The organism is Mycobacterium sp., from assembly GCF_046095365.1.
Classification (GTDB): Bacteria; Actinomycetota; Actinomycetes; order Mycobacteriales; family Mycobacteriaceae; genus Mycobacterium.
This window is the reverse complement of record NZ_JBJTJF010000005.1, coordinates 1-14,911: the sequence shown is the minus strand read 5'-3', so window position 1 is coordinate 14,911 and position 14,911 is coordinate 1. Positions and strand designations below refer to the sequence as shown.

Sequence of the window (14,911 nt, the reverse complement as noted above, 5' to 3'; positions counted from 1 at the left end):
GGCCAGACGGCCGCCGGCGCGGTCCCCGAGCACCGCCCCATCCAGTTCGCGGGCCGCGACATCGAGGCCCCCCCCCCCCCGCCCCACCGCCCCCCTAACTACTCCCCGGGCGGCCGGGTGGCCGGCCGGCCGGTGCCCGCGGGGTGGTACTCGGAGCCGTGGTGGCAGTCGGCCCTCCGCACCGGGGCCTGGACCATGGGCTCGGTGCTGCTGTTCGATGCGATGTTCTCCGGCATGCACGGTGTCGGCTACGGCGCGTCGGGCTTTGAGAGCGGTTACGGGTCCGGGTTCGACCAGGGCTACGACGCCGGATTCGACCAGGGCATGGACGCCGCCGGCGGCGACTACGGCGGCGGCGACTTCGGCGGCGGCGGCGGCGACTTCGGCGGCGGCGGGGGCGACTTCGGCGGCGGCGACTTCGGCGGGTTCGACTTCTAGGTCTGGCAGGCCGGACACCAGAACAGGTTGCGGCCCTCCATCTCCGCGGTACGGACCGGCGTGCCGCACAACCGGCACGGCTCGCCGGTGCGCCGGTATACGTAGGTTCGCGGACGCCTGGGCCCGTAGGCCGGATCGCCGTGGTCGTGTTCGGGGCGCACCACGATGATCCGCCCCCGGCGCACCCCGACCTTCATCAGGTCCACCAGGTCGGTCCACGCAGCGTCGAACTCGCCCGCATCCACGTCGCGGCCCGGCCGGTACGGGTCGATGCCGTGCCGGAACAGCAGTTCGCTGCGGTAGACGTTGCCCACCCCGGCCAGCACCGACTGGTCCATCAGCAGCGCGCCGATCGCCTTGCGCGACTTGGTGATCCGCGCCCAGGCCGGCGCCGGGTCGGCGTCGGCGCGCAACGGGTCGGGCCCCAGCCGGGCCAGGATCGCCTCCACCTGCCCCTCGTCGATCACCTCACAGGCGGTGGGGCCGCGCAGGTCGGTGCCGTACTCGGCTCCCACGATGCGCATCCGCACCTGCCCGCGCGGCTCGGGCATCGGCGTGCGGTGCTCGCGGAAGGATCCGTAGAGCCCGAGGTGAACGTGCACGACCGGGCCGCCTTCGTAGCGGTGGAACAGGTGCTTACCCCAGGCCTCCGCCCGGGTGAAGCCGCGGCCGTCGACCAGTGCGGCGTCGCCGAAGCGGCCCTGCGGGCTGGACACCCGCACCGGGGACCCGGCGTAGCGGCGGTGGTGCAGCCGGGCCAGCCGGTGCAGGGTGTGGCCCTCGGGCACGGGTCAGCCGGAAGCGCCCGGCACCGGCGGCGCGACGTGGGTCCGTTCGTAGTCCGCGAGGATGTCGATTCGGCGCTGGTGGCGCGGGGCCTGCGACCACGGTGTGGACAGGAAGGCGTCGACGATGGCCAGCATCTCGGCCTCGGTGTGCATGCGGCCCCCGATGCCGATCAGCTGGGCGTTGTTGTGTTCGCGGGCCAGTTTCGCGGTCTCGACGCTCCAGGCCAGCCCACACCGGGCTCCGGGCACCTTGTTGGCCGCGATCTGCTCGCCGTTGCCCGAGCCGCCGAGCACGATGCCCAGACTGCCCGGGTCGGCCACGGTCCGTTCCGCGGCGGCGATGCAGAACGCCGGATAGTCGTCGTCGGCGTCGTAGCTGAAGGCGCCGCAGTCGATGGCCTCGTGACCGTTCTTGAGCAGGTGGGCGGTGATGGCCTCCTTGAATTCGAAGCCGGCGTGGTCGGAGCCGAGGTAAACGCGCATGGCGCAAACACTACTTCGGGCGGCCTGGCCCGGGGATTGGTTCAGTCGTAGGACGGCGGCTCGGTTCGGGTCCGCTTGAGTTCCCAGAAGTGCGGGCAGGACGCCAGCGCCACCGAGGCGTCCCAGATCCTGCCCGCCTCCTCGCCGCGCGGGATCTTCGAGAGCACCGGGCCGAAGAACGCCACCCCGTCGATGTGGATGGTCGGGGTGCCGACGTCGGCGCCGACGGCGTCCATGCCGGCGTGGTGGCTCGTGCGCAGCGCCTCGTCGTAGGACGGGTCCTCGGCCGCGGCCGCCAGACCGGCCGGCAGGCCGGCCTCGGTCAGCGACTCGGCGATCACCTGCGGCAGGTCCTTGTTGCCCTGGTTGTGGATCCGGGTGCCCATCGCGGTGTAAACCGGCCCCAGCACGTCGGCGCCGTGCGCCTGCTCGGCGGCGATGGCCACCCGCACCGGACCCCAGGCCCGCTTCATCAACTCCTGGTACTGCTCGGGAAGGTCCTTCCCCTCGTTGAGCACCGCCAGGCTCATGACGTGGAAGCGGACGTCGATGTCGCGCACCTTCTGCACCTCCAGAATCCAGCGTGAGGTGATCCACGCCCAGGGGCACAGCGGGTCGAACCAGAAGTCGGCGCGCGAGGTCGTCATGCCCCAAGGATAGGTTGGTCCCGTGCTTCCCAACCTGACCCGCTCCGAGGCCATCGAACGCGCGGCCCTGGTGACGGTGGACCGCTACCGAATCGAGCTGGACCTGACCTCCGGCGACCGGGAGTTCCGGTCGACGACCACCGTCGAGTTCGAGGCGCTGCCCGGCGCCGACACCCACATCGACCTGGCCGCCGACCGGGTGCACCGCGCCGTGCTCAACGGTCACGACATCGACGTCTCCGGCTACGACGAGTCGACCGGAATCCCGCTCCGGGGCCTGGCGCGGAACAACGTCCTGGTGGTCGAGGCCGACTGCCGGTACTCCAACACCGGCGAGGGCCTGCACCGCTTCGTCGATCCCGTCGACGACGAGGTCTACCTTTACTCGCAGTTCGAAACCGCCGACGCCAAGCGGATGTTCGCCTGCTTCGACCAGCCCGACCTCAAGGCCGTCTTCGACGTGACGGTGACCGCGCCCGCGCACTGGCAGGTGATCTGCAACGGCGCCCCGGTGTCGGCCGAACGGCACGGCGACGCGGTCGTGCACACCTTCGCCACCACACCCAAGATGAGCACCTACCTGGTGGCGCTGGTGGCCGGGCCGTACGCGGTCTGGCGCGACGTCTACCGCGACGAGCACGGCGAGATCCCGCTGGGCCTGTTCTGCCGCGCGTCGCTGGCCGAGCACATGGATGCCGAGCGGCTTTTCACCGAGACCAAGCAGGGCTTCGAGTTCTACCACCGCAACTTCGGCGTGCCCTACGCCTTCGGCAAGTACGACCAGTTGTTCGTCCCGGAGTTCAACGCCGGCGCCATGGAGAACGCGGGCGCGGTGACCTTCCTGGAGGACTACGTCTTCCGCAGCAAGGTCACCCGGGCCTCCTACGAGCGTCGCGCCGAGACGGTGCTGCACGAGATGGCGCACATGTGGTTCGGCGACCTGGTGACCATGCGGTGGTGGGACGACCTGTGGCTCAACGAGTCCTTCGCCACCTTCGCCTCGGTGCTCTGCCAGGCCGACGCCACCGAGTACACCCAGGCCTGGACCACCTTCGCCAACGTCGAGAAGTCCTGGGCCTACCGCCAGGACCAGTTGCCGTCGACCCACCCGGTGGCCGCCGACATCCCCGACCTGCACGCCGTCGAGGTCAACTTCGACGGCATCACCTACGCCAAGGGCGCCAGCGTGCTCAAGCAACTGGTCGCCTACGTGGGGCTGGAGCACTTCCTGGCCGGCCTGCGCGACTACTTCGCCGCGCACGCCTTCGGCAACGCCACCTTCGACGACCTGCTCGGGGCGCTCGAACGGGCGTCTGGCCGCGACCTGTCGGACTGGGGCCGGCAGTGGCTGCGGACCACCGGGCTGAACTCGCTGCGCCCGGAGTTCGACCTCGACGGCGACGGCCGCTTCACCCGGTTCGCCGTCCGCCAGGGCGGGGCGGCCCCCGGCTCCGGTGAGACCCGGGTGCACCGGCTGGCGGTCGGGATCTACGACGACGACGGGACGGGCAAGTTGGTGCGGGTGCGCCGCGAGGAGCTCGACGTCGCCGGCGAGTCGACGGAAGTCCCCGCGCTGCAGGGAGTTCCGCGCGGGAAGCTGATCCTGGTCAACGACGACGACCTGACCTACTGTTCGATGCGCCTGGACGACGATTCCCTGGGCGTCGCCGTCGAGCGCATCGCCGACATCGCCGAGCCGCTGCCCCGCACGCTGGTCTGGTCGGCGGCCTGGGAGATGACCCGCGACGCTGAACTACGGGCCCGCGACTTCGTCGCACTGGTGTCGGCCGGAGTGCACGCCGAGACCGAGGTGGGAGTGGCCCAGCGGCTGCTGCTGCAGGCCCAGACCGCGCTGAACTCCTACGCCGAGCCGGGCTGGGCGGCCGGCCGGGGCTGGGCGGCGTTCGCCGACCGGTTGGTCGAACTGGCCCGCGGCGCGCAGCCGGGTTCGGACCACCAGCTGGCCTACGTCAACGCGCTGTGCTCGTCGGTGCTTTCCGGCGAGCAGTCCGCCCGGCACCTGACCCTGCTGGCCGACCTGCTCGACCGCGACGCCGCCGGGTGCGGGCTGCCGGGGCTGGTGGTGGACACCGACCTGCGGTGGCGGATCGTGACGGCGCTGGCCGCCGGCGGCCGGGTCGACGCCGACGGACCGGCGACGCCGTTCATCGACGCCGAACTCACCCGCGACCCCACCGCGGCCGGCCGCCGGCACGCCGCCGCGGCATCAGCCGCGCGCCCGCAGGCCGACGTCAAACACTCCGCGTGGCGCGAGGTCATCGAGGACGACGCCCTGCCCAACATCACCGCGCGGTCGATCATCACCGGTTTCGCCCACCCGGGCCAGGCCGGCCTGCTGGCGCCCTACACCAAGCACTACTTCGACGCCATCTCCGGAGTCTGGGAGCGCCGATCCAGTGAGGTGGCCCAGACCGTGGTGGTGGGCCTCTACCCGTCCTGGGACGTCAGCCCCGAGGCGCTGAAGGCCGCCGACTGGTTCCTGGGCGGCCTGCACGTCCCGCCGCCGCTGCGGCGGCTGGTGGTCGAGGGCCGGGCCGGGGTGGATCGGGCGCTGAGGGCGCGGGAGTTCGACGCCGGTTAGCGGCGGGTGAGCGCCGTCAGGCCGCGCCCTCGCCCAGGTAGCGCACCCAGGCCGGGTCGAGGTCCTTGACCGTGCACAGCAGCCGCCAGTGCTGCCCTTTGGGTGAGGTCGGCACCAGGCGCAGGCTCCAGCCCAGCTCGGCGAGCAGCTTGTCGGCCTTGCGGTGGTTGCAGGTCGAGCAGGCTGCCACGCAGTTCTCCCAGGAGTGATCCCCGCCGCGACTGCGCGGCACCACATGGTCGACGGTGTCGGCCTTGCCCCCGCAGTAGGCGCACCGGAAACGGTCGCGGTGCATCAGCGCCGCCCGGGTCATCGGGATCCGGGCCCGGTAGGGCACCCGGACGAAGGTGCGCAGCCGGATCACCGACGGCACGGTGATCGCCCTGGTCGCCGAATGGATGACCGGGCCGCCCGGGTCGTCGTGCACGACGTCGGCCTTGCCGCACAGCAGCAGCACCACCGCCCGCCGGATCGGCAGGGCGGTCAGCGGCTCATAGGTGGAATTGAGCAGGAGCACCCGCCGGCGACCCCAGACCGAACGGTCCGCGGGGGGCTCGACGCTGTGCAGTACGGGGCGCACGCCGGCCCGGCCGGCCACGTTTCGTCTGCGCTGCACCATGCATCCTCCGCAGACAGTGCACCACGGATCGGCGCCGATCGCACGTGTATTCACCTCGTGTTCAATGGTGGCGTGAGCGAGACCTTCTATGACGCGGTCGGCGGCGCCGAGACGTTCAAGACCGTCGTCTCGCGGTTTTACGAGCAGGTTCGCGACGACGAGGTGCTGCGCCCGCTGTATCCCGAGGAGGACCTGACCGGCGCGGAGGACCGGCTGCGGATGTTCCTCGAGCAGTACTGGGGCGGTCCGCGGACCTACTCCGAGCAGCGCGGCCACCCCAGATTGCGGATGCGCCACGCGCCGTTCCGGATCGGGCCCATCGAGCGCGACGCATGGCTGCGCTGCATGCACATAGCGGTGGCTTCCGTGGACGCGGCGACCCTCGACGACGCGCACCGCCGTGAGTTGCTGGCCTATCTGGAGATGGCTGCGGACTCGATGGTGAATTCGTCCTTCTAGGAGCTAGCCGAGCTTGCCGTCCAGCTGCATCTGGCGCAGCGTCTTGCGGTCGGGCTTGCCGACGTTCGTCACCGGCAGCGACTCCAGGAACGCGACCTCGGTGGGCACCTTGTAACCCGAAAGGTTCTCCTTGCAGAACGCCCGCACCTCGTCGACGGTGAGCTCCTCGCCCGGCTTGAGCACCAGCGTGAGCTTGAGGCTCTCGCCGCGCTTCTCATCGGGGATGCCGAACGAGCACGCCTGCAGCACCTTGGGGTGGGAATACATCAGCTCGTCGATCTCGCGCGGGTAAACGTTGAACCCGCTGGACAGGATCATGTCCTTTTTGCGGTCGACGATGAAGATGTGGCCGTCTTCGTCCATGGTGGCGATGTCACCGGTGGACAGCCAGCCGTCGATGAATGTCTTCGCGGTCTCGGCGGGGTTGTTCCAGTACTCCCGCATGACGCTCGGCCCCTTGCAGAGCAACTCGCCGGGCTCGCCCAGGGGCACTTCCTTGGTCGGGTCGTCCAGATCGACGAGGCGAACGTCGTTGTCCGGGAACGGGATACCGACACCACCGGGCTTGCGCACCGTGTGCAGCGGGTTGGCGGTGACGATGTTGGAGGTCTCCGACATCCCGTAGCCCTCGGTGATCACCGCGCCGGAAAGCGCCTCGAAGGTCTTCATCGCCTCCACCGGCAGTGGCGCCGATCCGGAGACGACGGCCCGCACCGACCCGATCTTCGAGCTCTGGATGTCGGGATGCTGGTTGAGGCCGATGATCATCGTCGGCACCGCCGGGAACAGGTTGGGCTCGTGGGCGTTGACCGCCGCCAGGACATTGTCGGTGCTGGGCTGCGGCACGAGGATGATCGTCCCGCCGAACACGTGGTTGACGTTGACATTCATGTTGAAGCCGTAGATGTGGTAGAGGGGCACCGCGGCCAGGCAGCGCAGGTGCTCGGTCTTCTCGAACACCGGCGTCATCCAGTAGCTCTCCTGGTAGGCGATCGAGACAAGGTTCCCGTTGGTCAGCACGCAGCCCTTCGACAGGCCGGTGGTGCCGCCGGTGTACTGCAGCATCAGGACATCGTCAGGACGGACGTCGATCGAAGGCTCGGTGTCGGCGGCGGCTCCGACGACCTCGTTGAAATCGACGATGCCGGCTCCGGATTCCACCTCGACGTTGCCCGACGGAACCTGGAAGGTGATGACGTTGCGAAGCGCCGTGTCGCCGGCTTTGAGGACCTCGATCGGGCCCTTGGCGAAGGCGGCCATCACGATCAGTGTCTCGGCGCCGCTGTCCTTGACGTAGTGGTGCACCTCGGGCGTTGGCGCCAGTGGATTGACCTGGACCACGATGGCTCCGAGTTTGGCGCACGCCTGGTAGCCGATGACGTACTGCGGGACGTTGGGCGACATCAGGGCGACCCGGTCGCCCTTCTTCACCCCGAGGGTGGTCAGCGCGTTGGCAGCCTTGCGCGCCATCATGTTCACCAGGCCGTAGGGGAGCTTGGTGTCGCCGACGATCAGGTAGTCGCGGTCGGGGTTCTTCTCGGCGCAGGCGTTGAACATCTGTTTGATCGACAGCGGCGGGTAGATGCAGGAGTACGGAACCCCTTTGTCATAGATCCCGAACCAGGGCTTGTTCTTGTCGACCATCGTGACCTCCCGGATGAGCACGCACCGGCCGTGCGCGGCTCTGCAAGCTTTGCACCCGGAATTGACGCCGGGCGGCCCATTCCGGAAATTAGCCGAGCAGCAGTGCGGGGTCGCCGCGGCGCCGGAACACCGAGCCGAACCGGGCGTCGATGCGCAGCCAGGCCGGAGTCGCCCGAACCCGGACGACCTCGCCTTCCGCGTCGGGCATGAACCCCATCGCGGTCAGCGCCAGCACGCATCGCATCGGCACCGCCGCCGAGGCGCCGGCCGAGCTGACCGCCAGCACCTCCTGATCCAGCAGGGAGGCCGGCGGACCGTGCGGACCCGCGTGCTCCCGCGCGAGTTCGGCGCCCCGCCGGGCAAGGTCGGCCAGCACGGCGACCGGCACGTCGTCGAGATGGACGAAGCCGTTCTCCGGCGGCAGCGCGCCGCGCCAGGCGGAGTCCATCCGGTAACCGGTATCGACCCGGCCCGAGTCGTCGGCCGTATCCAGACCGCGGCGCAACTCCGCTGCGCCGCAGGTGAAGTCCGCCGGTTGCAGGCTGCCGGTCACCGCCCGGGCGGCCAGGACGTCGAAGCCGGTGGCCGCCCATGCCCCCACCAGGCCGCCGGCGCGGGTGCGCAGCCGGATCACCGCAGCCTCGTCGAGTCGCAGCGCGCGCTCGGCGAAGAGGGCCAGATCCCGGCGCTGGGCGGGATCGGGGACTGACAGCGCGGTCATCGCAGGAAGCGATGCAGGTACTCCCGATGGGTCTCCGAGAGCCGAACCAGCCGCTGCTCCTCGATGTGCACGGCCGCCAGTTGGGTCTCGGCGATCACCGCGGGCCGGGAGTCCGGCGCAGCCTGCACCGAGCGGACCTCGTACCCGAGCGTGAAGTCCACCGCACGCAAGCGTTTGGTGAACATCGTCACCTGCAGCGGCGAATCAACCAGGCGCAGTTGACCTTTGTAGAGCACCCGGACCTCGTGAATCAGCAGACCGATGGTCTGCACGTCCTCGGCGAAGGGCTCGCGCAGGAAGTCCACCCGCGCCTCCTCCAGGATCGTCACCATGGTGGCGTGGTTGATGTGCTGGTACATGTCGATGTCCGACCAGCGGACCCGCACACCGGTGGTGAAGCCCGGCTGCTGCGGGCCGGATGGGTCAGGCACTCTCACCTGTCCCGCTGGTCCGGGTCATGCTGCGGATCTGCCGGGCCGCCACCGACAGGGTGGCGAGGTCCCGGGCGTCGCCGGCGTAGATCTCATCCAGAGTCCGGCGCGCCCGCTGCAACCGGGAGCCGTTGCTCTGCTCCCACTCGGCGATCTTCTGCTCCCCGGTCTCGTCGGCTTCGCCGGCCGTCAGCACGTCGAAGCACAGAGCGCGCAGTGAACCGTAGATGTCATCGCGAACGGCCAACCGCGCCAGAGCATGCCACCGGTCGTCGCGGGGCAGCCTGGACACCGCGGTCAGCAGCCCGTCGGTGCCCAGGTAGTCCATCAGCGCGAAGTAGGCGTCGGCCACCTCCGCCGGATCCCGGTCGAGGATGTCGGCGATGTCGATGACGTCGAGCAGGCTGTACTGATAGAGGCCGGAGGCGACGGTGTAGGCCAGGTCGGCCGGAACGCCGGCGGCGGCGAACTCCGCGGATTCCTTGGCGACGATCGCCTTGTCGTCGCCGCGCAGCCACTCCTGCATCCGCGGGTTGAGTGCGGCCACCTTGGCCGCGAAGCGGTTGATCTCGGCGCCGACGGCCAGCGGCTGGGGTCGGTAGTTCATCAGCCACCGGGCCGCGCGATCCGCCAGCCTGCGCAGGTCCAGGGTCATCCGGTCGGTGACCGCGGCCGGCACGCCGTCGGCGGCACAGGCCCGGATTCGCCGCCAGGTCTGACCGATGCCGAAGATCGCCTCGGTCGCGGCGAACGAACGGACCGCGTCGACGTAGTCCACCCCGGCGTCCTCGGTGACCCGGTAGGCGAAGGTGATGCCGGCGGTGTCGACGACGTCGTTGACCAGCATCGTGGTGACGATCTCGCGGCGCAGCTGATGGTTGCGGATCTCGGCGCCGAACTCCTCCCGCAGCTGGGTGGGGAAGTATCCGGGCAGCCGGGAGGCGAACACCTCCTGATCGGGCAGGTCGCTGGCCAGCACCTGCTCCTTGAGGGCCAGCTTCACGTGCGCGAGCAGGGTGGCCAGCTCCGGTGAGGTCAGCCCGATCCCGATCTCCTCGCGCCGGGCGATCTCCTTGTCGCTGGGCAGTGCCTCCAGTTCGCGGTTGAGGTCGCGGCGCTCCTCGAGTTCACGGATCTGGCGGGCGTGAACGTTGAGCAGCGAGGCGGCGTTGGCACGGCTGGTTCCCATCAGGTCGTTCTGGTCGCTGTTGTCGTTGAGCACCAGCCGGCCTACCTCGTCGGTCATCGAGGCCAGCAGTTCGGTGCGGCGGCCGGGGTCGATCCGTCCGGCGTTGACCAGCGAGTCGACCAGGATCTTGATGTTGACCTCGTGGTCGGAGCAGTCCACGCCCGCCGAGTTGTCCATGGCGTCGGTGTTGATCCGACCGCCGGACAGGTCGAACTCCACCCGGCCCAGCGAGGTCACACCGAGGTTGCCCCCTTCGCCGACCACCTTGGCGCGCAGCTGATTTCCGTTGACGCGAACGGTGTCGTTGGCGCGGTCGCCGACGTCGGCGTCGGACTCGCTCTCGGCCTTGATGTAGGTGCCGATGCCGCCGTTGAACAGCAGGTCAACCGGGGCCCGGAGAATGGCGCGGATCAGATCGGGCGGGGTCATCTCGGTGATGGCGTCGTCGATTCCCAGCGCCCGGTGCATCGGCTCGCTGATCGGGATCGACTTCTGCTGCCGGCTGAAGACGCCGCCGCCGGCGCTGATGAGTCCGGCGTCGTAGTCCTCCCAGCTCGAGCGGGGCAGGTCGAACAGCCGGCGGCGCTCGGCGAAGGACCGGGCCGCGTCCGGATCGGGATCGACGAAGATGTGCCGGTGGTCGAAGGCGGCGAGCAGCCGGATGTGCGGCGAGAGCAGCATGCCGTTGCCGAACACGTCGCCGCTCATGTCGCCCACACCGACGACGGTGAAGTCCTGCGACTGGGTGTCGACGCCCATCTCGCGGAAATGCCGCTTGACCGACTCCCAGGCACCCTTGGCGGTGATGCCCATCGCCTTGTGGTCGTAGCCCACCGAACCGCCGGATGCGAACGCGTCGCCCAGCCAGAAGCCGTAGGAGTTGGCGACGTCGTTGGCGATGTCGGAGAACGTGGCGGTGCCCTTGTCGGCGGCGACCACCAGATAGGCGTCGTCGCCGTCGCGGCGCACCACCCGTTCGGGAGCGACGATGCCGCCGCCGGCCCGGTCCACATTGTCGGTGACGTCGAGCAGCCCGCCGACGAACAGCCGGTAGCAGGCCACACCCTCGTCGCGGAACGCTTCCCGGTCGACCGCCGGGTCGCCGGTGGGCACCGGCGGCCGCTTGACCAGGAACCCTCCCTTGGCCCCTACCGGGACGATCACCGCGTTCTTGACGGCCTGAGCTTTGACCAGACCGAGGATCTCGGTGCGGAAATCCTCGCGCCGGTCAGACCAGCGCAGGCCGCCGCGGGCGACCGGACCGAAGCGCAGATGCACACCCTCGACCCGGGGGGAGTAGACGAAGATCTCGAACTTCGGCCTGGGCAGCGGCAGTTCGTCGATCAGTTCCGGATTGACCTTGACCGACAGCACGTTCCGGGCCCGGGCCGATCCCGGTGCGGTGACGTAGAAGTTGGTGCGCAGGGTGGCCTGGATCATCGAGGCGAACGCGCGCAGCACCCGGTCGGTGTCCAGACTCGTCAGCGCGTCGATGTCGGTGGCGACGACGCGGGCGGCAGCCTTTGCGTCCATGCCCTTTGCTGCGGCGTCCGGATCGAACATCGCCTCGAACAACCGCACCAGCGCCCGCGCCGTCGACGGGTTCTCCCGCAGAACCGCCTCGATGTGCGACTGGCTGTAGGGGAATCCCGCCTGCCGCAGGTACTTCGCGTAGGTGCGCAGCACCGCGACCTGCTGCCAGCTCAGGCCCGCCCGCAGCACCAGTTCGTTGAACCGGTCGACCTCGACGCTGCCCTGCCAGATCGCGGTGAGCGCGTCGGTGAAGCGCGCCGCGGTGAGGTCCCACTCCTCGCCGCTGCCCAGTTCCGGCATCGAGGCGTCGGGGCGGATCCTGAACTGGTAGATCCACACTGGCAGCCCGTCGCGGCGGACCACCGTGAATGGCCGCTCCTCCAGAACCTCCACGCCCATGCACTGAAGCATGGGCAGCAGTTGGCTCAGCGACGCGCTTCCGCCGCCCAGGTACCAGGTCAGGTAGGCCGTCCCGGCGGTCGTCATCTCGTCGCCGGGTTCCAGTTGCAGCCGCACCGAGTCGGGTTGCAGGTTCTCGATGATGCCGATGTCGGTGATCGCCTCGTGCGGTTTGATCACCTGCTTGTAGTCCTCGGGCAGGGCCTCGGCGTAGTGCTCGGCGACCTCGCCGCCGATGGCGCCGTCGCGCGCCGACCCCAGCAGGCGGTCACCCCACGTCCGGGTCGACGCGGTCAGCAGGTCCTGGATGCGGATGCGATTGGCGTCGGAGGTGTCGATTGAACGACCGGCCGGGCCTTCGGGCAGCAGTACGGTGAAATGCACGACGGCCCAGGGTGATTCGCTGACCCTTGCGGCGTAGTCGATACTGACGCCGCCGAACTCGCGCACCAGGATGTCCTGCATGGCCAGCCGGACGCCGGTGGTGTAGCGGTCGCGCGGAAGGTAGACCAGGCAGGAGACGAAGTGCCCGAGCCGGTCGGCGCGCAGGAACAGCAGGGCCCGCCGCTGGGATCCGAGGTCGATGACGGCGCCGGCGGTGTCCAGGATCTCCTCGGCGGTCATGGTGAACAGCTCCGGACGCGGGATGGTCTGGATGATGTCGAGCACGAGCTGGCCCGGGTGGCGCGGGTCGTCGCGGGACATCGCCAGCGCGTCCTGCACACGCCGGGAGATAAGCGGGATGTCGAGAACGTTGGCGTTCATCGCTGCGACGGTGAACAGTCCGACGAACCGGTGCTCGATCAACTCGCCTGCGGCGCCGGCCTGCTCGCGCACCACGACGATGTAGGGGTAGGCGCCGTAGCGCAGGAAGCTCGGCATGGTGGCCTGCGCCAGCACGACGGTCTCGCCCGGTTCGCTGAGTTCGGGCAGCACCTCGGTGCGCAACCGGGCCACCCCGAGCCGGCTGGATTCGTCGGGAGTGGCCTGACCGTCCCGCACGCTGCAGCGTTGCGCGCCGAGCAGCACGAAGTGCGCATCCAGCCAGCGCAGCAGGTAGGAGACGTCCATCCGGTCGGCGCCGGGGAATCGGGTGCCGTCATCGGCGGCCATGTCGTGGGCCAGCGCCAGAAGTGTCGCCGACAGCGCCGCGGAGTCCTGCGCGACCTGACGGGCGTCGGCGACCACCAGTGGCAGCAGCCGGACCGCTTCGGTGACCGCGCGCTGGTCGGCGCCCGGGTTCAGTTGGATGTGGATCCAGGACTCCTCGATGCCGTCACCGTCCGGACCGGCCGGCAGCACCTCGGTGAGGTTGCCGTCGCCGTCGCGGCGCACCCGCACCGACGGATGCATCAGCGCCTCGTAGGCGACCCCCTGCCGGTGCAGCAGCACGGTCACCGAGTCCATCAGCATCTCGGCCTGATCGGTGACCACCTGAAGCGCCGGGCCGAACCCGCCGTCGCCGTAGACCTCGACCAATGTCTCGCCGGGCCCGCGCCGGGCGGCCAGCCGCTCCTGTGCGGAGATCAGTTCGGGCGGTACCGACACCGCCGCATCGTGGACCGCGGCACCGTGCGCGCCGCGGTAGCTCGCCGCGTACGCCTGTGCGAGTTGGGACGTTGCCGGGCCAGCCGTCACAGCCCAGACATTAGTCCCGTGTGAGCCGCCGGTGGGTCACTCTGTGCGGACGGGCCGCCTCGGCGCCCAACCTTTCGATCTTGTTCTCCTCGTAGGCCCCGAAATTGCCCTCGAACCAGAACCACTTTGCCTCGTTGGAGGAGTCCCCCTCCCAGGCCAGGATGTGGGTACAGGTGCGATCCAGGAACCAGCGGTCGTGGGAGATCACCACCGCGCAGCCCGGGAATTTCTCCAGTGCGTTCTCCAGCGATCCCAGCGTCTCCACGTCCAGGTCGTTGGTGGGCTCGTCGAGCAACAGCAGGTTGCCGCCCTGCTTGAGGGTCAGGGCGAGGTTGAGCCGGTTCCGCTCTCCGCCCGAGAGCACCCCGGCCGGCTTCTGCTGGTCGGGCCCTTTGAAGCCGAAGGCCGAGACGTAGGCCCGCGACGGGATCTCGTTCTGGCCCACCTCGATGTAGTCCAGCTTGTCGGAGACCACCTCCCACACGGTCTTCTTCGGGTCGATCCCGGCGCGGCTCTGGTCGACATAGCTCAGTTTGACCGTCTCGCCGACCCGCACCGTGCCGCTGTCGGGTTTCTCCAGACCGACGATGGTCTTGAACAGGGTCGTCTTTCCGACGCCGTTTGGGCCGATCACCCCGACGATGCCGTTGCGCGGCAACGTGAATGACAGGTCCTTGATCAGCAGACGCCCGTCGAAGCCCTTGTCCAGGTGCTCGACCTCGACGACGACATTGCCCAGCCGCGGACCGACCGGGATCTGGATCTCCTCGAAGTCGAGTTTGCGGGTCTTCTCGGCTTCGGTCGCCATCTCCTCGTAGCGCTGCAGGCGGGCCTTGTTCTTGGCCTGGCGGGCCTTGGCGCCCGAACGCACCCAGGCCAGTTCCTCCTTGAGGCGCTTCTGCAGCTTCTGGTCCTTCTTGCCGGCCACCTCGAGGCGCTCGGCCTTCTTCTCCAGATACGTCGAGTAGTTGCCCTCGTAGGGGTAGGCGCGGCCACGGTCGAGTTCGAGAATCCACTCGGCGACGTTGTCCAGGAAGTAGCGGTCGTGGGTGACCGCCAGGATCGCACCCTTGTAGTCGGCGAGGTGCTGTTCGAGCCACTGCACGCTCTCGGCGTCGAGGTGGTTGGTCGGCTCGTCGAGCAGCAGCAGGTCGGGCTTGCTCAGCAACAGCTTGCACCGCGCCACCCGGCGGCGCTCGCCGCCGGAGAGGTGGGTGACAGGCTCGTCGGGCGGAGGGCAGCGCAGCGCGTCCATCGCCTGCTCCAGCTGGGAGTCCAGGTCCCAGGCGTCGGCGTGGTCGAGTTCCTCCTGCAGCCGGC

At 69.4% G+C, this 14,911-nt stretch carries 11 protein-coding genes and 1 pseudogene; 3 read left to right on the top strand and 9 right to left on the bottom strand.

Annotated features, from left to right (window positions below; translation table 11 throughout):
• Nucleotides 1-438 (top strand): annotated as a pseudogene (locus ACKOQ4_RS00275) (DUF1542 domain-containing protein); the annotation flags it as partial.
• Here the strand turns inward: ACKOQ4_RS00275 and ACKOQ4_RS00270 are convergent.
• The 3 genes from ACKOQ4_RS00270 to ACKOQ4_RS00260 are packed head-to-tail and all read right to left on the bottom strand — an operon-like array spanning nucleotide 435 to nucleotide 2,356.
• Nucleotides 435-1,226, bottom strand: a complete 792-nt coding sequence (locus tag ACKOQ4_RS00270; RefSeq protein WP_526287646.1) for an Fpg/Nei family DNA glycosylase — start codon at nucleotides 1,224-1,226, stop codon at nucleotides 435-437. The pseudogene ACKOQ4_RS00275 and the gene ACKOQ4_RS00270 sit on opposite strands and share 4 nt — an antisense overlap.
• 3 nt (nucleotides 1,227-1,229) lie before the next feature.
• Entirely contained in the window at nucleotides 1,230-1,709 is a 480-nt protein-coding gene (locus tag ACKOQ4_RS00265) for a ribose-5-phosphate isomerase (protein ID WP_526287644.1), read from the bottom strand.
• A 41-nt stretch (nucleotides 1,710-1,750) separates the two neighbouring features.
• On the bottom strand, nucleotides 1,751-2,356 hold the full coding sequence (locus tag ACKOQ4_RS00260) for a mycothiol-dependent nitroreductase Rv2466c family protein (RefSeq protein WP_526287642.1): 606 nt from the start codon (nucleotides 2,354-2,356) through the stop codon (nucleotides 1,751-1,753).
• Between the two features lie 22 nt (nucleotides 2,357-2,378).
• On the opposite strand from ACKOQ4_RS00260, the gene pepN reads away from it, so the two are divergent.
• A complete protein-coding gene (pepN, locus tag ACKOQ4_RS00255; RefSeq protein ID WP_526287640.1) occupies nucleotides 2,379-4,958 on the top strand; it encodes an aminopeptidase N in 2,580 nt (859 codons plus the stop codon).
• Between the two features lie 16 nt (nucleotides 4,959-4,974).
• On the opposite strand, the gene ACKOQ4_RS00250 is transcribed toward pepN, so the two are convergent.
• Nucleotides 4,975-5,577 carry an HNH endonuclease signature motif containing protein gene (locus ACKOQ4_RS00250; RefSeq protein ID WP_526287638.1) on the bottom strand — a complete coding sequence of 201 codons (603 nt, stop codon included), beginning with the start codon at nucleotides 5,575-5,577 and terminating at the stop codon, nucleotides 4,975-4,977.
• A gap of 72 nt (nucleotides 5,578-5,649) precedes the next feature.
• Here ACKOQ4_RS00250 and ACKOQ4_RS00245 point away from each other — a divergent pair, with 72 nt between their 5' ends.
• Complete coding sequence (locus ACKOQ4_RS00245) at nucleotides 5,650-6,036, top strand: globin (protein ID WP_526287636.1); 387 nt, start codon at nucleotides 5,650-5,652, stop codon at nucleotides 6,034-6,036.
• Nucleotides 6,037-6,039: 3 nt separating this feature from the next.
• Here ACKOQ4_RS00245 and ACKOQ4_RS00240 read toward each other — a convergent pair whose 3' ends face one another.
• The 5 genes from ACKOQ4_RS00240 to ettA all read right to left on the bottom strand — a co-directional run.
• Nucleotides 6,040-7,680, bottom strand: coding sequence for a long-chain-fatty-acid--CoA ligase (locus tag ACKOQ4_RS00240; RefSeq protein WP_526287634.1), 1,641 nt, complete (start codon nucleotides 7,678-7,680; stop codon nucleotides 6,040-6,042).
• An 88-nt stretch (nucleotides 7,681-7,768) separates the two neighbouring features.
• Nucleotides 7,769-8,401: a DUF8185 domain-containing protein gene (locus ACKOQ4_RS00235; protein WP_526287632.1), complete on the bottom strand. Its 633-nt coding sequence runs from the start codon at nucleotides 8,399-8,401 to the stop codon at nucleotides 7,769-7,771.
• Entirely contained in the window at nucleotides 8,398-8,832 is a 435-nt protein-coding gene (locus tag ACKOQ4_RS00230; RefSeq protein ID WP_526287630.1) for an acyl-CoA thioesterase, read from the bottom strand. Before ACKOQ4_RS00230 ends, ACKOQ4_RS00235 begins: the two co-directional genes overlap by 4 nt.
• The gene (locus ACKOQ4_RS00225; protein WP_526287628.1) at nucleotides 8,825-13,591 is read right to left on the bottom strand and encodes an NAD-glutamate dehydrogenase; all 4,767 of its coding nucleotides are present in this window, start codon (nucleotides 13,589-13,591) and stop codon (nucleotides 8,825-8,827) included. The genes ACKOQ4_RS00230 and ACKOQ4_RS00225 overlap by 8 nt, the downstream gene beginning before the upstream one ends.
• 10 nt (nucleotides 13,592-13,601) lie before the next feature.
• On the bottom strand, nucleotides 13,602-14,911 hold a 1,310-nt coding region (gene ettA, locus ACKOQ4_RS00220), incomplete at its 5' end, for an energy-dependent translational throttle protein EttA (protein WP_526287626.1).

Excerpts from the sequence above, each read along its gene's own strand:
- ACKOQ4_RS00265 (WP_526287644.1), bottom strand. The coding sequence starts at position 1,709 with ATGCGCGTTTACCTCGGCTCCGACCACGCCGGCTTCGAATTCAAGGAG.
- ACKOQ4_RS00260 (WP_526287642.1), bottom strand. The coding sequence starts at position 2,356 with ATGACGACCTCGCGCGCCGACTTCTGGTTCGACCCGCTGTGCCCCTGG.
- ACKOQ4_RS00250 (WP_526287638.1), bottom strand. The coding sequence starts at position 5,577 with ATGGTGCAGCGCAGACGAAACGTGGCCGGCCGGGCCGGCGTGCGCCCC.
- ACKOQ4_RS00240 (WP_526287634.1), bottom strand. The coding sequence starts at position 7,680 with ATGGTCGACAAGAACAAGCCCTGGTTCGGGATCTATGACAAAGGGGTT.
- ACKOQ4_RS00235 (WP_526287632.1), bottom strand. The coding sequence starts at position 8,401 with ATGACCGCGCTGTCAGTCCCCGATCCCGCCCAGCGCCGGGATCTGGCC.